At 55.0% G+C, this 20,502-nt stretch carries 23 protein-coding genes; 8 read left to right on the top strand and 15 right to left on the bottom strand.

The window, feature by feature from the left end:
* Positions 1-34 precede the first annotated feature (34 nt).
* The gene (gene garR, locus PAE68_RS08935) at positions 35-931 is read right to left on the bottom strand and encodes a 2-hydroxy-3-oxopropionate reductase (protein ID WP_281890981.1); all 897 of its coding nucleotides are present in this window, start codon (positions 929-931) and stop codon (positions 35-37) included.
* Between the two features lie 201 nt (positions 932-1,132).
* On the opposite strand from garR, the gene PAE68_RS08930 reads away from it, so the two are divergent.
* Positions 1,133-1,750 carry a GntR family transcriptional regulator gene (locus tag PAE68_RS08930; RefSeq protein ID WP_281886145.1) on the top strand — a complete coding sequence of 206 codons (618 nt, stop codon included), beginning with the start codon at positions 1,133-1,135 and terminating at the stop codon, positions 1,748-1,750.
* Between the two features lie 38 nt (positions 1,751-1,788).
* On the opposite strand, the gene PAE68_RS08925 is transcribed toward PAE68_RS08930, so the two are convergent.
* On the bottom strand, positions 1,789-2,244 hold the full coding sequence (locus PAE68_RS08925) for a MerR family transcriptional regulator (RefSeq protein WP_281886143.1): 456 nt from the start codon (positions 2,242-2,244) through the stop codon (positions 1,789-1,791).
* A gap of 171 nt (positions 2,245-2,415) precedes the next feature.
* Here PAE68_RS08925 and PAE68_RS08920 point away from each other — a divergent pair, with 171 nt between their 5' ends.
* Complete coding sequence (locus tag PAE68_RS08920) at positions 2,416-3,267, top strand: aldo/keto reductase (protein ID WP_281886141.1); 852 nt, start codon at positions 2,416-2,418, stop codon at positions 3,265-3,267.
* Between the two features lie 833 nt (positions 3,268-4,100).
* A complete protein-coding gene (locus PAE68_RS08915) occupies positions 4,101-4,283 on the top strand; it encodes a hypothetical protein (RefSeq protein ID WP_281886139.1) in 183 nt (60 codons plus the stop codon).
* Positions 4,284-4,949: 666 nt separating this feature from the next.
* Here the strand turns inward: PAE68_RS08915 and PAE68_RS08910 are convergent.
* Both PAE68_RS08910 and PAE68_RS08905 read right to left on the bottom strand, forming a co-directional pair.
* Entirely contained in the window at positions 4,950-5,150 is a 201-nt protein-coding gene (locus PAE68_RS08910) for a hypothetical protein (RefSeq protein WP_281886137.1), read from the bottom strand.
* Positions 5,151-5,385: 235 nt separating this feature from the next.
* Positions 5,386-5,679 carry a DUF3817 domain-containing protein gene (locus tag PAE68_RS08905; protein WP_281890979.1) on the bottom strand — a complete coding sequence of 98 codons (294 nt, stop codon included), beginning with the start codon at positions 5,677-5,679 and terminating at the stop codon, positions 5,386-5,388.
* 300 nt (positions 5,680-5,979) lie between these two features.
* Here PAE68_RS08905 and PAE68_RS08900 point away from each other — a divergent pair, with 300 nt between their 5' ends.
* A complete protein-coding gene (locus tag PAE68_RS08900; RefSeq protein ID WP_397379428.1) occupies positions 5,980-7,191 on the top strand; it encodes a Bcr/CflA family multidrug efflux MFS transporter in 1,212 nt (403 codons plus the stop codon).
* A 15-nt stretch (positions 7,192-7,206) separates the two neighbouring features.
* On the opposite strand, the gene PAE68_RS08895 is transcribed toward PAE68_RS08900, so the two are convergent.
* Both PAE68_RS08895 and PAE68_RS08890 read right to left on the bottom strand, forming a co-directional pair.
* Complete coding sequence (locus PAE68_RS08895; RefSeq protein ID WP_281886133.1) at positions 7,207-8,439, bottom strand: MFS transporter; 1,233 nt, start codon at positions 8,437-8,439, stop codon at positions 7,207-7,209.
* 129 nt (positions 8,440-8,568) lie between these two features.
* A complete protein-coding gene (locus PAE68_RS08890; protein WP_281886131.1) occupies positions 8,569-9,441 on the bottom strand; it encodes a LysR family transcriptional regulator in 873 nt (290 codons plus the stop codon).
* A gap of 157 nt (positions 9,442-9,598) precedes the next feature.
* Here PAE68_RS08890 and PAE68_RS08885 point away from each other — a divergent pair, with 157 nt between their 5' ends.
* On the top strand, positions 9,599-10,681 hold the full coding sequence (locus tag PAE68_RS08885; RefSeq protein WP_281886129.1) for a serine hydrolase domain-containing protein: 1,083 nt from the start codon (positions 9,599-9,601) through the stop codon (positions 10,679-10,681).
* Here the strand turns inward: PAE68_RS08885 and PAE68_RS08880 are convergent.
* The 4 genes from PAE68_RS08880 to queD are packed head-to-tail and all read right to left on the bottom strand — an operon-like array spanning position 10,678 to position 12,772.
* Positions 10,678-10,803 (bottom strand): hypothetical protein, encoded by a 126-nt coding sequence (locus PAE68_RS08880; RefSeq protein WP_281886127.1) that lies wholly within the window; start codon positions 10,801-10,803, stop codon positions 10,678-10,680. The two genes, PAE68_RS08885 and PAE68_RS08880, sit on opposite strands and share 4 nt — an antisense overlap.
* A gap of 43 nt (positions 10,804-10,846) precedes the next feature.
* Positions 10,847-11,542 (bottom strand): 7-cyano-7-deazaguanine synthase QueC, encoded by a 696-nt coding sequence (gene queC, locus PAE68_RS08875; RefSeq protein ID WP_281886125.1) that lies wholly within the window; start codon positions 11,540-11,542, stop codon positions 10,847-10,849.
* Positions 11,543-11,586: 44 nt separating this feature from the next.
* Entirely contained in the window at positions 11,587-12,300 is a 714-nt protein-coding gene (locus PAE68_RS08870) for a 7-carboxy-7-deazaguanine synthase QueE (protein ID WP_281886123.1), read from the bottom strand.
* Position 12,301: 1 nt separating this feature from the next.
* Positions 12,302-12,772, bottom strand: coding sequence for a 6-carboxytetrahydropterin synthase QueD (gene queD / locus PAE68_RS08865; protein WP_281886121.1), 471 nt, complete (start codon positions 12,770-12,772; stop codon positions 12,302-12,304).
* 194 nt (positions 12,773-12,966) lie between these two features.
* On the opposite strand from queD, the gene PAE68_RS08860 reads away from it, so the two are divergent.
* A complete protein-coding gene (locus PAE68_RS08860) occupies positions 12,967-14,493 on the top strand; it encodes an RsmB/NOP family class I SAM-dependent RNA methyltransferase (RefSeq protein WP_281886119.1) in 1,527 nt (508 codons plus the stop codon).
* Positions 14,494-14,611: 118 nt separating this feature from the next.
* On the opposite strand, the gene PAE68_RS08855 is transcribed toward PAE68_RS08860, so the two are convergent.
* Together PAE68_RS08855 and PAE68_RS08850 are read right to left on the bottom strand one after the other, a co-directional pair.
* The gene (locus PAE68_RS08855) at positions 14,612-14,800 is read right to left on the bottom strand and encodes a hypothetical protein (protein ID WP_281886117.1); all 189 of its coding nucleotides are present in this window, start codon (positions 14,798-14,800) and stop codon (positions 14,612-14,614) included.
* A 55-nt stretch (positions 14,801-14,855) separates the two neighbouring features.
* Positions 14,856-15,335, bottom strand: a complete 480-nt coding sequence (locus PAE68_RS08850) for a hypothetical protein (RefSeq protein WP_281886115.1) — start codon at positions 15,333-15,335, stop codon at positions 14,856-14,858.
* Positions 15,336-15,529: 194 nt separating this feature from the next.
* Here PAE68_RS08850 and PAE68_RS08845 point away from each other — a divergent pair, with 194 nt between their 5' ends.
* On the top strand, positions 15,530-16,708 hold the full coding sequence (locus PAE68_RS08845) for an RCC1 domain-containing protein (protein WP_281886113.1): 1,179 nt from the start codon (positions 15,530-15,532) through the stop codon (positions 16,706-16,708).
* A gap of 102 nt (positions 16,709-16,810) precedes the next feature.
* Here PAE68_RS08845 and PAE68_RS08840 read toward each other — a convergent pair whose 3' ends face one another.
* The 3 genes from PAE68_RS08840 to PAE68_RS08830 all read right to left on the bottom strand — a co-directional run bounded on the left by PAE68_RS08840 (position 16,811) and on the right by PAE68_RS08830 (position 19,690).
* Complete coding sequence (locus tag PAE68_RS08840) at positions 16,811-17,866, bottom strand: hypothetical protein (protein ID WP_281886111.1); 1,056 nt, start codon at positions 17,864-17,866, stop codon at positions 16,811-16,813.
* A 191-nt stretch (positions 17,867-18,057) separates the two neighbouring features.
* Entirely contained in the window at positions 18,058-18,888 is an 831-nt protein-coding gene (locus PAE68_RS08835) for a Cof-type HAD-IIB family hydrolase (RefSeq protein WP_281886109.1), read from the bottom strand.
* A gap of 49 nt (positions 18,889-18,937) precedes the next feature.
* On the bottom strand, positions 18,938-19,690 hold the full coding sequence (locus tag PAE68_RS08830) for a pseudouridine synthase (protein ID WP_281886107.1): 753 nt from the start codon (positions 19,688-19,690) through the stop codon (positions 18,938-18,940).
* Positions 19,691-19,882: 192 nt separating this feature from the next.
* Here PAE68_RS08830 and PAE68_RS08825 point away from each other — a divergent pair, with 192 nt between their 5' ends.
* Complete coding sequence (locus tag PAE68_RS08825; RefSeq protein WP_281886105.1) at positions 19,883-20,365, top strand: thioredoxin family protein; 483 nt, start codon at positions 19,883-19,885, stop codon at positions 20,363-20,365.
* Positions 20,366-20,502 lie beyond the last annotated feature (137 nt).

Raw genomic sequence — 20,502 nt, 5'->3', positions numbered from 1 at the left:
ATGTATCTGTAAAATGTTGTGCTGCGCTCTTCGCCTACTTACGCTTCTCTACAATAGTGTCTGTCAGCTTCTCGTAGTATTGCACAAGTGCGCCGTGATCAAGACCTTGCTTGCCATCCTCGACGAGCGAGCGGAACATGCCGAGCACATGACTCGTCAGCGGAAGCTGCATCCCTTCGTCGTCGGCCGTCTCCATGACGTTGGTCAAATCCTTCATATTGATGTCGATGCGGCCTCCCGGCTCGAAGCTGCGCGCAAGAATGAGCGGCGCCTTCGCATCCAGCACTGTGCTGCCCGCCAAGCCGCCGCGGATCGCCTGGTACATCTTCTCCACGTCGATGCCCGCCTTCGCCGCCAGCACGAACGCCTCGGACATCGCCGCGATGTTGACGTTGACGATGATCTGGTTCGCCAGCTTCGCAATCGACCCGCAGCCGCTACCGCCTACTAGCGTAATGTCCTTGCCCATCGCAGCGAGCACAGGCTCCGCCTTCTTGAAGATCGACTCCTCGCCGCCGACCATAATCGCCAGCGTCCCGTCTATCGCCTTCGGCTCACCGCCGCTGACCGGCGCATCGAGCAGATGAAGCCCGCGCTCCTCTAATGCCGCAGCGACCTCCCTCGACACGACCGGCGATACCGAGCTCATGTCGACGACGATTGTACCCGGCTTCGCGCCCTGTACAATTCCATTCTCCCCGAGAATGACACTGCGCACGATTGCGTTATTCGGCAGCATCGTGATGATGATATCGCTTTCACGCGCAACCTCGACTGGTGATGCTGCACCGCATGCACCTTCCTGCACCAGCTCGCGCACCGCCGCCTCATTCACATCGGTGACGGTCAGCTTGAAGCCGTGCTTCATTAAGTTACGTGACATGGGCTTACCCATGATACCTATTCCGATAAAACCAACGTTCATAACTATTCCTCCTTAAAGCGCTTACGTAATGTGTTGCAAGCTTATTGTACACAACAATTATTATTTTGTATACAAAAATTTAGAATAGGAATACAGTTTCTCTGTTTTTATGTACTTTCCTTTGCGATCAAGCTCCTGTATACGGTATGATGAAGCAATAGAATCTTCAGCCATCGAGCTAGATAAAGGTTAAGAAAGGACATGCACATGAGCAAGCAGCCGTTTCAGAAGGCTTACTTAACGTCGTACGAATTCATTCGGGATAAAATATTGAATGGAGAATATCCGCGGGGGACGAAGCTCGTCGAGGAGCGGCTGGCGGAGGAGCTCGGCGTCAGCCGGACGCCGATTCGCGAGTCGATCCGCAAGCTGGAGCAGGAGGGTCTGATCCAGCAGAAGCGCGTCATCAATCCGACCGCGACCGATATCAGCAATACGTTCCAGGTGCGCATCCTGCTGGAGGGCTTCTCGGCCCGCTGCGCCGCCACTTACATGGATGCAGCAACACTTGAGCAGCTGGAGACGTGCATCACGCTGGCTCGTCAAGGTCCTGACGAGGAGACGATGAAGGCGAACGAGCAGTTCCATAACTTGATCGTGCAGTCCAGCAACAACCCGCAGATGATCGACATTATCGACAGGATGCAATCGATCATCTACTTGTTCCGCAAGACGGTCGTCATCTACCGGAGACCGTTCCTGCTGGATGAGCATCAAGGGATCTATGATGCGATCCGCTCGCACGACGGCGACACGGCGGAGCGATTGATGAAGGAGCATTTGAAGGCGGACCTGGAGTTTTGTCTTCATTTTTTGAAGCAATAGGGAGCGATAGCGTGGGGATAACGGCGGTCAGACCGCCGTTATTCGTTCGTGCGTTGCTTAGAGGGCGAATAGAAGACGTCGCTATGGTAATGCCGTATTCGTTCCCAGTTGGCAGGATTGGTCGTGTCTAGCGTGCGTTGCTCCATGATAGCCTCGTAGAGAGCCGTTTTCTCCTCCAAGTGCGCGACACGCTGCTTGGCCTCTTCGAGCTGAACGAGCGCCGCCTCATGCTGCTCCTTCATAATTTGGCAGCGCTGCGGAATCGTCGAATCCCCCTCCAGACAGAGATCAACATACGTCTTAATCACCTCGATCGGCATCCCGGATTGCTTAAGACATTTGACACCATATAGCCAGTTGATCGCTTCAGCATCGAATAGACGGATATTGTTGTCATTGCGCTGTACACTCGGCACGAGTCCCTTATCGGTATAGAAACGCACTGCGTGCTCGGTGAGTCCCGTTAATTGGGCGGCTTCCTTGACTGTATGCATCAGTATGTCCTCCTTGGAAAAAAATGATCAGCCCCTGTTGACTTCGTGTAACACGAAGGCTGTAAGCTCATTATAATGCAAATCGGCTCCAAGCAGTAAGCTTGCTGTAAGGCCCAATACCCGGGCTTCGCCGCCATTTGACATTACAATCGATCCATAGGAGGAATGACCATGCAAGCTGTAACCTTGAACAACGGAGTGACTATGCCGATTCTCGGCTTCGGTGTGTATCAGGTGACCGATGCGGAGGAATGCGAGAACGCCGTCTATGAAGCATTGACGACCGGGTACCGTCTGATCGACACGGCCGCTGGCTACTTGAACGAGGAAGCGGTCGGACGCGCGATCAAGCGCAGCGGGGTGCCGCGCGAGGAGCTGTTCATCACGACCAAGCTCTGGATTCAGGATGCGGGCTATGAGAGTGCCAAGCTGGCTGTAGCCAACTCGCTGAAGAAGCTGCAGCTCGACTATCTCGATCTGTACCTGATTCACCAGCCGTTCGGTGATTATTATGGCGCTTGGCGTGCGATGGAGGATCTGTACCGGGAAGGCGTCATCAAGGCGATCGGGGTCAGCAACTTCCTGCCGGATCGTCTGATGGACCTCATCGTACACAACGAGATCGTACCCGCCGTCAATCAGGTGGAGACGCATCCATTCTACCAGCAGCTGGAGAGCGCTACATGGATGAAGGAGCTGGGGGTGCAGCACCAGTCATGGGCGCCATTCGCGGAAGGACGCAACAACATGTTCGGCAACGAGGTGCTGACCTCGATCGGCAACAAGTACAACAAGTCCGTCGCTCAGGTTATATTGCGCTGGCTTGCTCAGCGTCATATTGTCGCTATTCCGAAGTCAGTGCGCAAGGAGCGCATCGTCGAGAACTTTAACATTTTCGACTTTGAGCTGAGCGCAGACGATATGAAGCTAATCTCCGACCTCGACACAGGGGAAAGTCTGTTCATGTCGTACCACGACCCGAAGTTCGTCCAATTTTTGGGTAACCTGAGAGTCGAGCTGTAAGGCTCTGCAAGCGAATACGTGATCGCTCGTTATCGGTCCCATAGCCATTGCTCGTAAACGCAAAAAAAGCATCCTGACGGATGCTAAGTTTGGTGAATAAGGGTATCTTCCTGCTCTTTATCATTCTGAATGAACTCCAAAATCCTGGAACTGTTTCGATATCGTATTTGTAAACAGCTTCAATCATTTTATAGTAATTTCTGGAGTTTTGGATTGAACTTCTCGATAATGGATTCCATAGAAAAATGACCGAGTCCTGATATAGGATTCGGTCATTTCAACTCAGTTTTAAGGACCAAAGATTAACGTTCCGAAAAATATGTATAGGGGGCGCAACAAGAAAGCAAGTATATTGAGTATGATAAGTGTGGTATCAGTCTTAGTATGTGCTTTTCTTTGTGCGAAATACACTGCCACTAGCCCTATTGGTGGAAGAATGAAGGTTGACTTGATTCCTATGCCATCAAGAAATTGACGGTAATGAATAAACAGACCATCAATACAAAACAAGGCTACCGTCACAATGAAGGTTGCACCAGCTATAGAGCGTAATTTATTCGGACTCAAGGCTCAACCACATCCATTCACTTATTATCTTTAGAATAAGTGTGAGCAAGTAAGCTCACATTGCAAAAAACAAAAAGTCGGAGATTCTCTGCCGTATAAGTGAGTATCCGAACTACGAGATTGATATTAGTATCGAAACTATAAATTCCAGACAATATGAGTCTTAATTCATCGATGTTCCGTTTACAAAATCATAATAGCTCAACTTTCGCAGAGCCAATCACAGCCTGAATCCTTGCCCTGCTTGGACTTATGATAATGATGAAGTGATTAAATCAATTTCTACATTTAAGGACTTTGATTTCAATGGGCTTACACAAATTGAAGGCCGTTCAACGGGAGCTGAATTGAAACAGCTTGCTAATGAAGCCCAGATCTTTGTTACGAAAATTACTACAAGTGATTTTGAAAGGGCCGGGTTGTTCTGGGTACTTGAAGAAACTCAATAATTTTTGAATGTTGAAGAGGGTTCATTAACCCCCCTTTCTAACGTTAAGAACGGAGTTCCGAAATGAACAAGTTAAATATAGCAGGATTCATTCTAGTTATGATTTGGATTATTTATTTATTGTATGGTTACAACACTACTGATGCTATTAGAGAAGATTCATAGTTAATCAAAATTGTCGTTATAAATGCTGTAGGGATCGTCATTTTCCCAATATATTTTTTACTAGTCAACATTCCCTTCAGAAGGATACTTAAAAAAAGTAAGTCCTCATCCTGAGATAAAGCGCTGCCTATCTATGTTAAGAGGTTAAATATCAGTAAATATCTAGTTACGTAAAGGCTGCCGACATGTGGATCGTCAGCCTCTCCTTGCCCTGGTTCAATTTTCTTGACCGTAGCCGGAACCATCTTATGGCGTAGCTGAATGATTTCATTGGGTACATGCCGTTTCTCAATTTCATAAAAACCTATGGCGGCCAGCCATATACTGACCGTCTCGAAAGTAAACTTCCTTCGTCGTTTCTGGTTGCTGGTAGTGGCCGGAGTTCTAACTCTGATAACCATTCCTTAGAAACCACACGCTCAAATCGTTTCAACTCTTCCACATCTCGAATGCGGGAGATATTTAATTAAGACATCCGTTCCAGGATACTCATATTTGGAACTCATGACTTAGCAAGCTTGAGAGCACGACGCAGAAACCCAGCATGCGAAATTTCGCCGCGCAGCTTTTTACGAATAAGTTCATTCTCATCATCTGTAACATGAAGACCTTCGACTTTTAACGAACAATCTGCATTCTTCATCGCCTTTTCAATATCTGATGATCGACGTATTTTCATAGCAATACCCCCGCAAATATCCATAGTTACCCTCCTTTCATTATACTATAATTTCCAGATGGTATATAGATGAAAGCATCAGAACGTCAAGAAGATCGCCAACCACCTGGCTAAGCTAGCCGGGTAGGGCGATCTTCTGCTTTTATATGCTCGATATTTCGTTGGATGCTCTTTATGTTTGTGTTGATAAGAGTGGTGTCAGGAGCAGACTGCTCCACAGTACCTTGCTGCAGCCAGCGCTAGAGCGGGCTGCCCTCCATTATTTCTCATCCCGCAGCCTGCGGTCCAGCACGAACGTGCCGAACGGCACCAGTGAAGCGATCACCGCGAGCATTCCCCACACAATCGACCAGCGGCGAGCGAGCATGACATGGGCGACGGCCAGTAGAAACAGCACGAACAGGAAGCCGTGAAGCGCACCAACAAGAGCGACCGCCTCGGGGATTCCAGCCCAATACTTAAGCGGCATTGCGATGAACAGCAGCACGAGATACGAAATACCTTCATACAGGCCAATATAGCGCAGCCTGCCTACCGGTGTCTTATACGTCATCATGTACGCCTCCTATCGTGAATGAATTCGTTGCTAACTTATTTGACCCACTTGCTAGCTATCCGGTACAAGCGTTACTCTATCTTCATTATACTTGGCTCAGCGGCTCTAAAGTGTGTCGGAGCGATGAACTTTTGCACCATGTAGCCTCAGTCATACAGGTCTGCTACAATAAGGAGGTTGATTCCAAGTCGTGACTCATGCCTATTAAATGGAAAAATCAAGGAGGAGCTTGCTGTGAGCATCAAGAACACCTTGCTAGAGGAACGCGACGTGCAGCCTCTTGCAGCTAGGAAGGCGATGCCCGCTAAAGCAGTGCTCGTCGCTATTCTCGGCTCGCTCGGAATGATGGGGCCGCTCACCGTCGATATGTACTTGCCCGCGCTACCTGCGATCACGAGCGACTTCGAGACGTCGGCCTCCGCCGTCCAGCTCAGCTTGACGTTCTACCTACTCGGCCTCGCGCTAGGCCAGCTGCTGGCCGGTCCGATCAGCGACGTGCGCGGACGACGCGCTCCGATCATCGTCGGACTCACCGTCTATGCGATCAGCTCGCTGCTGTGCGCGCTGAGCACCAGCATCGGCTCGCTCATCGTGCTGCGAACGCTGCAGGGGCTGTCCGGCGCTGCAGGGATCGTTGTAGCGAGGGCAATCGTGCGGGACCTGTTTTCGGGTAAGGAGCTGACACGGTTCTTCACCCTGCTGATGCTGGTTAACGGAGCAGGCCCGATCATCGCGCCGCTTATCGGAGGCCAGCTGCTGCTCTACACCACTTGGCACGGAATATTCTACGTATTGTCCGGCGTTGGAATCGTCATGCTGACTGCTGTGCTGTTCGGTCTGAAGGAGACGCTGCCTCCTGAGAAGCGCTCGCAGGCTGGACTTCTCCATACCGTACGCACGTTCGGAGAGCTGCTGCGCGATCGCGAGTTCATCGGCTACGCCTTGTCCTCCGGCTTCGTGACCGCTGCGCTGTTCGCCTACTTGTCCGGCTCGTCATTCATGCTACAGAACGTATACGGCGTGTCCGCGCAAATGTACAGCTACATCTTCGCCTTCAACGGTATCGGCTTCATACTGGCCTCGCAGCTGACCGGGCGGCTCGTTGGTCGATTCAGCGAGCTGAAGCTGCTCGTAACCGGCTACGTCATCGCCGCGAGCGGAGGTGTTCTGCTGCTCGCCTCCCTGCTGCTGCACGCACCGCTATACGTCGTTACAGCGGCCTGCTTCCTGATCGTGTCGAGCGTCGGCATCGTCGGCCCGACCAGCTCTTCGCTGGCGCTGCAGAGCAAGGGCAAGACCGCAGGCAGCGCAGCCGCGCTGCTCGGCGTCCTGTCGCTGCTGTTCGGCGCGCTCACGTCGCCGCTAGTCGGGCTTGGCGGCGAGCATACGGCAGTGCCCCTCGGTCTCGTGATTGCGGTATCCGGACTCGGATCGCTCGTATGTTATTTCGTGCTTATTCGTCCGCAACGTAGAGCCATACAGACCCAAGAGCGTCCGCTATCGCTGTAGCGGGCGCTCTTTTTTTCATATACGGTACTGTGAGCCGTTCATCGACTTCTCCTCGGGCTTGGAGCGTGTCAATAACGCCCCGCCGAGCAGGAACGCGCCACTCACATAGAAGACCGACAATAAGCCTACCGCGTTGCCGACAAGCCCGAAGAACACCGGAGCGACGAGCTGCGACAGTCGGTTGCACGCAAGCCGCAGCCCGAGCACCTCGCCCGTTCTCGACTTCGGCGATGCGTTGTACGTCGTCGTCATCGACAGCGGCTGACCACAGCCAAGTCCCAGCCCCATCAGGGCGCTTAACAGCCCGAGGGCGTACACGTGGCCTGCTATCGGCACGAGCAGGAACGCGAAGCCTGCTACGCAGATCGAGGCGAGCAGCACCCGCTCCCGCCCGTAAGCGACGGTCATACGTCCGAGCAGCAGTCTGACGAGCATCATCGCGAGCCCTTGCACCGCGATAATCCAGCCGATGCTGGAGTCGGAGATGCCGAGCCCGACTGCGAATAGTGGGAAATAGGCGACGAAGATGTCCCGGGAATATAGCACAAGCGCGCTCGAGGCGAGCGCCTTGCGGAGCTCGGGCAGCCGGAGCAGCTGCAGCGGGCTTTTGCCTACGGGTGCATCAGAGCTCGGTTGTTCTGGATGTGCCTGACCCTGTGTATGCTTCGCCTCTACTGCAGCTGCATTGACTTCAGGGCTCTTGCTGCGCACGTTCATCGGCACGAGGAACGCCAGTGCGAGCGGCATGACGCTTAGGAGTGTCGACACGAGGAAGGCGAACCGATACGACATATACTCGGCCAAATATCCGCCCAGCACCGGACCGAGGAACGCTCCGATCGCCACGAACATGCTGAACATCCCGAACACGTGATCGCGCGTCTCCTTCGTTGCCGCGTGGCCGAGCACATTTTGCAGCGAGATGGTGATGAGGATGTGTGAGATGCCGACGAAGCCTTGAGACGCATACAGCGACACGATGGAAGGGTACAGGTAAGGCAGCCCGAGCCCGATCGCGAGGCCAACCGCGCCGAGGATGATCGGCACCCGGTCGCCGACGAGGTCAGCGAGCTTACCAGCGCTGATCGCCAGCAGGAGCGGCAGCACCGCATACGCCGCGGTCAGGAAGCCGACCTCCATCGTACCCGCGCCAAGCTCGGTCGCATACAGTGGGATGAGCGGTCTGGTCAAGTTCACCATCGTATGAAAGCTTAATGCAATAAGGAAGATCGCTCGAATTGTCGTCATGAAGGCTCACTCTCCATCTGCGCGAAGGGCGCAGCTCGTTGTGTCCTTATTGTAGCGGAGAGCGAAGCACATGCGGAAATATCGATTATGAATGGCCAGCCATACGCTCAGCGAATGGCTCCTGCTGCGCTACAGCCCCTCCTGCAAGTCCAGCTGCTTCACGAATTCGACGAACGTGCGGACGATGTTCAGCTCCAGCATCTCTTCATGGTAATACAGCCATGTGCGGCGTACGATTGGCTCGCCAGACGTATCGAGAAGCACCTCCGTGTACAACGCCTCCGCATCCTCGATGACGGTATGCGGCAGAATCGCATAGCCGAGCCCGTTCAGCAGCATCTCCTTGCACGTCTCTGCCTTGTCGACCTCCATGCCGACGCGCGGCGGCACCGTGTAGTTCTCGGACCACCATTGATCGATGAACGACTTGAACAACGGGTCTGTCTGGTAGTCGATACGCGGCTGGCTCGGCAGCTCCCCCATCTCCAGCGGCTCGCTGGAGGCGATGCACACCTTCTCCTCGAACAGCAGATGCTTCTGATCCGCCCATGCGTAATCGCCACGTACGATGCCGACGTGCACCTCCTGGTTGTACACCTGATGGAACACATCCTTGCTCCAGCCAGTCATCACCTTGAATTCAACGTCGGGGTATTGATGCTTGAACAGCTTCAGCAGCTTCGGGAGCTTCTTGCGCGTGATCAGATTCGTCACCGCAAGACGCAGCGTGCCGACGACACGGTCGTTCATATTCAGCACCTGCTCCTTGATCGTACGCATGCGGGTGATCATCTCATCGGCGCATCTGGCCAAATATTCGCCCTCCGGCGTGAAATGAACGCCCCTGCGGCCTCTGTGTACGATCTGCACCCCGAATTCCTTCTCCATCTGCCGCAATCGGTTCGTCAGTGCGGGCTGCGAGATGTACAGACTTTCGGCGGCCTTCGTCATGTTCTGATGCGTATACAGCTCCTTCAAGATGACCCAGTTCAAGTCCTCCATCACAGTTCCTCCCGTACAGACTCTTTTATGTATAGTTTTCGTAAAATCGCTCCTGCATGTATGCCGCTTGCCAGTCCACACGTATAATCATACATAACTACTCCCATGTCAATCGCATGACCCTCGAACAGCCGCGGAGTCACTAGGAGGTGCAAGCATGACCGAGCTATCCATTGGACATGAACAATTAAATGATAAACTGAACAAGCAGCTTCACAAGCTGACAGGCCGCCGCAAGCAAGGTACCATCATCCGCATCGAAGCGCACGATAGCGATTGGGTCTGGACGGGTGCGACAGAGCCGCTGCAGCCGGACTCGCCTTACTTCATCGCCAGCACGACGAAGCTGTACACCTCTGCGATGGTGCTGCAATTAAGCGCACAGGGCCGCATCGGCCTGCATGAGCGGATCACTGTGTATGTAGACGCCGAGACGATGCAGGGGCTGCATCAGTACAAGGGCGTCGACTACTCACAGGAGCTGACGATCACTCACCTGCTCTCGCACACGTCCGGCTTACCCGATTACTTCCAGCATCGTCATCCCAATGGGCGACCGCTTCAGGCTCGACTGACGGCTGGGGACGATTCAGGCTGGACGTTCGAGCAGGCGATCACGTGGTCGAAGACGATGACGCCGCATTTTGCACCGGGGACGAAGGGGAAGGCGCTCTACACGGACACGAACTTCCAGCTGCTCGGCCGCATTGTCGAAGTGGTGACCGGCAAGCCCATCGGAGAAGCGATGCGCGAGCTCATCTTCGAGCCGCTACAGCTGACCCACACCTACATGTACACCGATCCGTCGGATCGTACGCCTGCCCCGATGCATTACAAGGCAAAGCCGCTGCAAATCCCGCACGCGATGACCTCGTTCGGCGCGGACGGCAGCATCATATCGACGGCAGAGGAATGTATGGTGTTCCTGCGGGCGTTCTTCGAGGGTAAGCTGTTCCCGCTGGACCTTCTTGCGACGCTCTACCAGTGGAACCGTATCTTCTTCCCGCTCGAATACGGCGTCGGCCTCGCCCGCTTCAAGCTGCCGCGCTTCATGTCGCCGTTCCAGCCTGCGCCCGAGCTGCTCGGCCATTCGGGACTATCCGGCGCGTTCGCCTTCTACAGCCCAGAGCACCGCCTCTATCTTACAGGGACCGTGAATGAGATTTCCTCACCTGGAACGAGCTACCAGCTCATGCTCCAGCTGCTCCATACGTGCGCCCGCATCATTCCGACTCGCTAGCCACTCCGCACAAAAAGTCCGATAGACAGCACACCGCTGACCTCGGACTTCTTCTTGCTGCTATCGTTGCTGCTCATCGCACGCTTATCGTTACTGATCAACCGTACGTAAGGCTGATGCACTTCGGCACGTTCCTATGGTTTGCTCAGCTCACGCTTATAGCTGCTACTCTTCGCCGCCACGGTAGGCGATCGGATCGCTCAGACCAGCCGCCTCGAAGCCCTTCAGCCGCAGACGGCAGCTATCGCACTCGCCGCAAGCCTCGTCCTGACCGTTGTAGCACGACGTCGTCAAGCCGTACGGCACGCCGAGGCGCTCGCCCTCGCGAATGATCTCCGCCTTCGTCCAATGAATAAGCGGCGTCTCGATCCGAATCGGCACGCCCTCTACGCCGACACGCGTCGCCAGCGCCATCACTTCCTCGACCTTGCGGATAAATTCCGGACGGCAGTCCGGATAGCCGCTGTAGTCGAGCGCATTAACGCCGATATAGATCGCCTCGGCGCCGATCACCTCCGCGTACGAGGTCGCAATCGACAGGAACAGCAGGTTGCGCCCCGGCACATACGTCACCGGAATATCGGAGGCGGTTCCGCTAACTCCCGCTGGCGGCACGTCGATGGACAAGTCCGTCAACGCACTGCCGCCGAACTCCTTCAGGAACGCGAGCGAAATGACCTTATGCCGGTCCGCCGCACCGTAGAATGACGCTACGCTGCGGGCGTTCTCGATCTCTCGCAGCTGACGCTGTCCGTAATCGAACGTAATCGGGTACACCTCGTACCCGCAATCCTGTGCGATACCCATACATGTCGTACTATCTAAGCCTCCGCTCAATATAACAACGGCCTTCTTCGTCACTTTACGCTCATCCTTCCGTACTTTCCTCTAGCCACAGCACCTCATTACACACCTCGCGCCGCCGGGTCCCATATGATCTTATGCAGCTGCATGTTCAGCTTCACATGAGACAAGCCCCGCTCCAGCATCCGCTCGACGAGCTTCACAGGAGGCATCGTCTCCCATACCGGGCTGAACATCGGCAGCGCCTTCGTCGGATGGTGCTCCAGCACCTCGACCGCCCGCTCGAAGTCACGATCGCTGCCGATAACGAACTTCAGCTCATCCTGACTGCGCAGCAGCGCCAAGTTCGAGACGAGCATCTTGTCCTCCTCACCCGAATCCGGCAGCTTGTAATCCATAATATACCGCACGGCTGGCGCGTCGATACGAGCGAGGAATGGGGCGAGATCTATCGCACCGTTCGTCTCGATATGAATATCATCATAACGACCCGTAGCCGCCAGCGCCTCAATCAGAGCAGCCGAACGATCCCCGTACAGCAGCGGCTCACCGCCTGTCAGACAGAGATGTCTGGAGCGGTATGTACCCGCTTGCCGAACGATCTGGTCAATCGTCAGCACGAGCTCCGCCTCCGCAGGCGGATAGCTGTACGTCGTGTCGCACCAGGTGCAGCGCAGGTTGCAGCCGAACAGACGAACAAAAACGGTCGGAAAGCCGGCACGTGTGCCTTCTCCCTCCACCGTTTCGAAAATTTCCACCATCGGCAGCTTGATCTGCTTCAGCTCCGCGGATAGCGGAGTGCTTACTTCGCTCATGCTACGCCTCCCCCATCAGAGCAGCCGTCACCGCTGCATAGCTCGTCGGTGTCTCCCACAGACGCACCTCTTCGAGCTTGACCGCCGGGTACAGCCCTTCGGCACGCAGCGCGTCCGACAGCTCCTCATACATCCAGACGACCATGTTCTCCGCCGTCGTATTCATCGGAGGCAGCACCTCGTTCAAGTAGCGATGATCCAATTTATCGATAACGCGTTCCTTCGCGATCCGTTTAATATCAGCAAAATCAATGGTCAGCCCGCGCTCGTCCACCTTGCCCCGCATGACGACCTGCAGCTTGTACGTATGCCCGTGAAGGCTCTTGCATTTACCTTCATAGCAATGCAGATGGTGGGCGCTGTCGAAGGTAAACTCCTTGGATACGAGCACTTCCTTGTCGTGATATTTCAATTGTTCCATCTGGATGTCTTCGCCGAACCGTTGCACTTTACGAGGAAAATCGTATTCCACCTCAGCGTCCCTCCTTTATCTCAGAACATCATACCATTATATCATGCAGACTTGAACTCTCTCAATAAGAAAATGTGCCAGCCCGTCATGCACACCATCCATTGCTCTGAGCTTATTAGGAGATTGCAAGGATACATCGGATGCTCCATAATGGATTCTATGAAAAATGAGAGAGGAAGGAGCGGCCGAGCGTCGTGACGATCGTATTACCCGAAAGCTATACCGCGCAGATGCGCTCGCTGCTCGGCTGCGAGGCCGAGCGATTCCTGAACGCCTACACCGCCCCGCGGACGCAGGGGCTGCGCTTCCATACACGCAAGCTGTCCGAGCTAGGAGCGGAAGCCCGTGAGGAGTTGCTCGCAGCGCTCACCGAGAAGCTCGGACTGGAGCCTGTGCCTTGGTGCAGGTCCGGCTACTACTACCGGGAGGACGCCAGACCCGGCAAGCAGCCGTATCATGCCGCAGGACTCTATTATATCCAAGAGCCGTCGGCCATGTCAGCTGTCGAGCTGCTCGCACCGGAGCCCGGCGATACGGTGCTGGACCTCGCGGCTGCGCCCGGCGGCAAGTCGACACACATTCTCGACAAGCTCCACGGACGCGGACTGCTGATCTCGAACGAGATTCACCCTGTTCGCGCCCGCAGTCTGTCCGAGAACGTCGAGCGAATGGGCGGCACTAACGCCGTCGTCGTCAACGCGTCGCCGCCACAGCTGGAGAGTCGCTTCCCGCGCTTCTTCGATAAAATTATGGTCGACGCCCCGTGCTCCGGCGAAGGGATGTTCCGTAAGGACCCGGACGCGATCCGCGAATGGTCGCCGGCCCACGTCGAGATGTGCGCAGCCAGGCAGCTCGACATCCTGCATTCGGCTGTGCATATGCTCAAGGTAGGGGGAACGCTCGCTTACTCCACATGCACGTTCAACGAGCAGGAGAACGAGCGAACGGTTGAGGCGCTGCTGGCGGCATACCCGGCGCTCGAGCTGGTGAGGACGGAGCGCATATGGCCGCACCTGCACCGCGGGGAAGGCCACTTCGTCGCCGTGCTGCGCTTGAGAGGCGAGGCGGATAGCGAGGGACTCGATGCGGCGGAAGCTGGAGCGACTCACGAGACGATCGCGGTACAGCAGTCGCTGAACGCGACAGCAGGCCGCCATCTGCTGGCGGCGCAGGAGGATCGGCAGTCGCCCGTTGCTGCGGGTCGCGGTCGTGCGCGCAAGGGAGCCGCAGCGCCCAAAGGCCGCCGCGGCTCCAAGCCCGAGGATGACGCGATGAAGCTGTTCGCGCAATTCGCCGACACGCTCGGCGGCGAATCGTTCACGCAGCGGCTCTTCGCGATGCTCGGCCCCGGCGAGCCGCTGCTGTTCGGCGAGCAGCTGTACTGGCTGCCCGCGGGCGAGCAAGGCAGCCTGCGCAGCGACTCGCTGCACGGCCTGAAGGTGCTGCGGCCGGGCCTGCACCTGGCCGAGCTCAAGAAGGACCGCGCGGAGCCTGCTCATGCGCTCGCGCTTGCGATGGACGCGGCGCTGGCAGCTCTCGCGCCCGCGGTCGAGCTTGACCCGCCGCAGGCCGAGCGCTACCTGCGCGGCGAGACGCTCGAAGCCGCTAGCTCCGGCAGCGGCTGGGTACTCGTCACAGCCGGCGGCTTCGCGCTCGGCTGGGGCAAGCAGATTGGCCAGCAGGTGAAGAACCATTACCCGAAGGGATTGCGCTGGCACTAGGGTACGTGCATGTCGAAGAGGCGTCTGCCGTGGGCGGACGCCTCTTTTTCCACATCCAGCCGGATAGAAGCATCTTACTCGAACAAGCCTCAGCTCCAGCACCTAGCCTCGTTGCGCATCAGGTCTTATCCTTCTTCTCCAGCAGGTCAATGATCTGATTCAGCTTCGTGCGGATACTGTCATCAGCTCGCTGTCTGTCCTTCATATACTCCAGAACCTTCAGCATGAAGTAAATGACAAAAATAACGAGCGCTATGTATACGAGCTGAATGAGCAATGCAATGAAAGAAAACGTGATAAAAACCACTCCTTTGTCCTCCGACTTGCGCTCGAAACCTTCCAATCCAAGCTTGCCGAGGCGGTTACGAGCTCGTCACCTCTTGCGTCCGTCTAACCATAGCTGCTGTCACCATACAGACCGGGACGCTCACTACAAGTCCCCAGATGATGTACTCGGGAGTGAAGTAAGGAAGCGCCTCAGTCTGAATCAAGTCAAAAACACGCTCCATCGTCAAGCTCGTCTGTCCTGCGCCGTACACACCCAACACCGTGAGCCATGCTCCAATGCCTACGAGCAGCAGCCTCTCGCATACAGCAGGCACGACACTGATGATCAAGGCGCTCATTAGGGGACGCCCTTCTCGGCGGAACACCTCCCGCGCGTACCAACCGCCTGCTACATATGGAATGATAATTTGACACACTCCCATCATGACAGAAGACATGGCTCCTCCGCGATCAGGCGGTGTTCCTGTCACTATCGCGAATAGTTGCCCTGATGCAAAATAGGTAGCGATATATACAGCGAATACGATAAACCAGCCATCCGCATATTTGCGCATGTCGTATCGAACATCCTTTCACGAAGTGTTCTAGTTCTAATTACATCCATAGATTAACTCCATCCTCCATCTATCTCCATATAGACGCTTGCAGCACGATTAAGGTTGCAGCATAATTTTTCTTTTTTTCCACAACTTTTCCTTTTGACCGCCGTCTAATAAATGTAAATTAATCCATATGAAAGAGGTGTACGATGAAAACGACTAATGTACGATCTCGTCATGGAAAGCTTGTGCTGCTAGCGAGCCTAACTACCTTGCTGGCGGTCTCCTTAAGCCTTCCCAGCTTTGCCGCCAATCCTGCACAACAAGCAAATGACGAGCCGAAGCCGGATAAGAGCTATCGCCTGAGCTTAACGGAATACCAATGCTCCGCTTATAACAGCAAGGGCGAGATCTGGGTCTGGTCACCAAAAGGCACAGAACCGGCAGGTGTTAAGCCTGTTCGCGCATCAGCCTTCAAGGACGCGGCATCTTATCACTACAGCCGCGGAGATAAGCTCATGCTCAAGCAGAACGGGACCGTCTGGAGGCACGACTCATCCAAGATCGATTTCATGACAGGCTGGCCTTCGAATCCCGATTACTTCAGTTATGGTGCCCTGCAGATTACAGGACTCAAGGATATTACCAAAATCTCTTCCACACACTTCATCAACATGGCGCTAGATAAAGATGGTAATGTATGGATGTGGAATTACCTTTATCCTGAATTAGGTCAAGTGAATTTAAAGACCTCCGAGCCAGTGAAGCTACCATTAGAGAGGAAAGCGGTGGACATCTCAGCTGGTCACAACTATCTACACGTTATTCAGGAGGATGGCACGGTATGGGTACGGCATGAATCCTACGGAGCATCCCTGCATAGGGAGCTAACGCAAATTAAGGGCCTAACGGATATCGTCAAGCTGTCGCAAGGCGACTCAGATGTCTTCTATGCCATGAAGAAGGACGGCACCGTGTGGACGTGGGGAGAGAACCCAAGAGGAACCGAGGGGATGCCAAGCCTCTCCAACATCAAGCCTGTTCAGTATGAAGGAATTACAGATGTAGAGACGATTCATACGAATGGACGTACGACACTCGCTCTGACAAAGGACGGGACTGTCTGGACGTGGGGAAGAACAATGTACTGCACAATAAACGACTGTCCGAACATGTCCCCCGATGAATCGTACCCTATGCAGCCACGGCAGGTGGATGAGCTTCGGAATATTATGGACATCAGCGTACAGCCAGCCCACAATATGGCTATTGACCATCACGGTGTGCTTTGGTCATGGGGCTCCAATGTGTCTGACCAGCTCGCCAACGGCACAACAGAGAGCACCGAGGTTCCTGTACGCGCTGCACATCTGCCTTCCATTCAGTAGCTCCACAACGCCAAGCAGCTCCCTGCCGCATAAGCCATAAGCGGTTCAGGGAGCTTACCTTTTTACTCGTCACGATTACCTTCTCACAACTCCACCAAGCACCTAATGCACCTGCTCCGTCTCGAACAGCACTTCCTCGATCAGCCGGTTGCGGTGCATCATGGACAGATTGAGGGTTTCGTAATCCTTCTCCTTGTCCAGCTCCTCCATCAGCAGCGTCGCGATCAGCTCACGGTCGCTCTCCTCGCCCGGCTCGCGGAAGTCGATGAAGCCTGTCAGCTGGCGCTGGCTAATATCGATCGTCGCAATGCCGATTGGAAGACTGCCACGAGATGCTTGGTAAATTTCATACGTCAGCACATCGCCGTCATCGCGGCACATGGAGATCATGTAATCGTGCTTAGTCAGCTCGCTCTCGGAGAACACCTGTACGGACTCGTCCTCGTTATCGAGCAAGTCCTCGTGCGTCAGCTCAATCGTCTCGATAATATCGTTATCGTACACCATATGAATAACGAACGTGTCGATCTCGTCCTCATCGAGGTCTAGCACGATCAGGTCGGCGATAACATCCAGCTCGCGGTCACTCGGCTCAACGAGCCAATCGACCGTACCGAATACGTCGCGGCCCTCCATCGTGAGGAACGCTTCGGCGAGCAAATTTTCTTCCTTATCATAAATCTGGTATTCGACCGCATCCTCGGCCTCTCCCGCAACGACAAGCTCGTAATCACCCATCGAGTAGTCGTCACGCTCCAGCGGGGATTCGTCCTCCAGACGGGAATCCGTATCGACCCAATCCGTATCGTATTCGAAATCCTCATTCGCACCGGTCGTCACACCGAAGCTGTCATTATGGAACGCCTTCGTCTGCTCCGTAGCGATCACATGGTCGTAGCTGCTGTAGGTGACCATAATCTCACAGTCCTTCGCCCCGATTGCATCGACGAACGACTGCACATACTCATGCACCGCCTCGAACACGAGCTCTTTATCCGACTTGGACAGCACCTCTTGCTCAAGCTGCAAAGAACCGGCCACGCGGGAGGACTCCCGGTACACCATTGTCAACGTGCCTACAAACCGGTTTTTGTACACCACATCACACACTTCTCCGCCCGCCGTCTTCAGATCCGGCCTCAACATTACGCTGTTCATTCGAGTCCCTCCCTTGGGAAAATGGTTGTAAAGCTCATAAACCTATGCGCTCTTAGCATGTCCTTCCTTCCAGCTAAAGTATGCGCGAGCTCCGCGTAATCTCGTATTTTCTATTGAACCGACGGCTAGCCAGAGAAAAAAGACCCGGGATCTGTCGTCCCGAGCCTGCGTGTATCGATGTACGCCTAGTGCTACTGCCCAAGCCCCGCAGCATGAAGCGGAGCGAGTACGTGCTTGACGAGAGCGGCATGCACGCCGTGCTCATTATTCGAGAGCGTCACCTCGTCAGCGGCCGCCTTCACGCCCTCCGGCGAGTTGTCCATCGCAATGCCGAGTCCGGCGAACTGCAGCATGTCCACATCATTATAATAGTTGCCCATCGCGATGATCTGCTCCCGCTCAATGCCCCAGGAGGAAGCCAGCCGCTCCAAGGCATGCCCCTTCGACACCGTACTCAGCATCATATCGATGAACTGCTCGCCGCTGCGTATATAATGGAACGAATTCGGAAGCTCCAGCGCTTCGCCTCTCAGGTCCGCCTCCACTCGATCCATCTGCTCGGCCTCTCCGAACATCGTGAACTTCACAACAGGCTCCGACATCGCAAGCACATCGTCGACCTGCACAGGCTCGATGAGGAACTGCTCGTACATCAGCGCGACGGGAGCTGCCACCTTCTCCACATACAGCTTCCAGGACGTGTTCACGTCGAAGTGCACGCCACGCTCACGGCAATACCGAACAACTGCCTCCAGCTCCCGCATCGCAAAAGCATACTCATGCAGCACCCCAGCTCCCGGCGACTGTACCGTTGACGCTCCGTTATGCGTGATCAGTACGCCCTCAAGACCGATCTCCTCGAAGATCGGAATCGCGTTCCCAGGCCCGCGTCCCGTACAGAGCACGATGCGCAGCCCAGCCGCGTGAACCGCATGCAGCGTGCGGATCGTCATCTCGGACAGCTCATGCTCGTCGTTCAGCAGCGTGCCGTCCACATCCAATGCGATTAAACGATAGTTCATCGGCTTCCCCACTCCCCGTATGATGTTCGTATAGCAGCAGGTGCTGCCGCTATTCGCTCCCGCTCCCATGCGCCTGCAGCTGCTGCAGCTCCTCCTCCATCAACTCCCGGCACTCGCCTGTCGACAGCTCCGGGTCCAGCTTCAGCGGTCCCATCGACAGACGCTTCAGGAAGACGACCTTCTTGCCGACCGCCTCGAACATCCGTTTCACCTGATGGAACTTACCCTCCATAATCGTCAGCTCGATCTCCGATAGCAGGCCTGCCGACGGATCCCCCTTCAGCAAGATACGCAGCTCCGCAGGCATCGTCTCGTACCCATCGTCCAGCGTCACGCCAGCGCGGAACGCCTCCTGATCTCGTTCATTGACCGCGCCCTCCACCTTCGCATAGTACGTCTTCGGGACGTGCTTGCGCGGCGACAGTAGGTTGTGCGCGAGCTTGCCATCGTTCGTCAGCAGCAGCAGCCCTTCCGTATCCTTATCCAATCTCCCAACAGGAAAAAGCTCAAAGTGCGCATACTCCGCATCCACCAGATCGATCACCGTCCGGTCACGGTTATCCTCCGTTGCGGATACGACGCCCTGAGGCTTGTTCAGCATCAAATAGACGAACTCCCGGTACCGCACCTTCTCGCCTTCTACCTGTATATCATCGCGCTCGGGATGGACCTGCAATCCGCTGTCCTTGATCGGCTTGCCATTCACCGTGATCGCCCCGCGCTTCACGAGCAGCTTGATCTCGCTGCGCGTACCGAAGCCCGAGTGCGCAAGCAGCTTGTCTAATCGTAATGTCGTCTTCATTCGGTCAAGCAACCCTCCAGCCTGTTCCTTCTCTTCGTAACATTGTACTGCGAACCGCTGGAAGCCGCAACCACAGCAAGGTTCGTAATTCCACCCGATATGCGTTAAAATAGTAGAAGGTGCCGCTGGCTGCGTAAGCAAAGGCTGACGGTTGACGGCCATCATATCTATATCATGAAAGAGGGGACGATTTTGAAAAAGCTCGCGATCTACTTATCCATCATCGTCGTTCTGTTCGGCGTGCTGTATGTGTTGAACCAGCAGTCGAACAACGCCAAGTACGGCAAGCATGCCGACAACGTGTACGGCATCGCGCCGGACAAGCTGCATGTCGAGACCGTCAAGCTGCTTGACGACCCGAACTACCAGAACATCATCCTGCCTGCAGAGCTGGACAAGAAGCTCGCCGCGAAGGAAAGCTTCTTCCTGTACTACTTCGCCTCCACATGCTCGCATTGCAAGGTGACGACACCGATCCTGACACCGCTCGCTCAGGAGCTTGGCGCAGACATCAAGCAGTTCAACCTCGAGGAGTTCAAGGACGGCTGGAGCCGCTACAGCATCCAATACACGCCAACGCTCATCTACTACAAGGAAGGCAAGGAAGTCGAGCGTCTCGTCGGTGCCCAAGAGAAAGCCGGACTCGAGAGCTTCATTAAGAAGCACAAGTCGTAATCTTTAGCCCACAGCAAGCAAAAAACCTGTCAGCAACCGATTTACGGGTTTTCAGCGTTATGAAGATATGCTATTATTAAATTTAAGAAAAACCGAGTGCCGCAAACACTCGGTTATACAATTGGCTTGGATGGTTT

The sequence above is a fragment of the Paenibacillus sp. YYML68 genome, from assembly GCF_027923405.1.
Classification (GTDB): domain Bacteria; phylum Bacillota; class Bacilli; order Paenibacillales; family NBRC-103111; genus Paenibacillus_G.
Note: the sequence above shows the minus strand (reverse complement) of the source record. Positions and strands in the feature narration are given on the sequence as shown.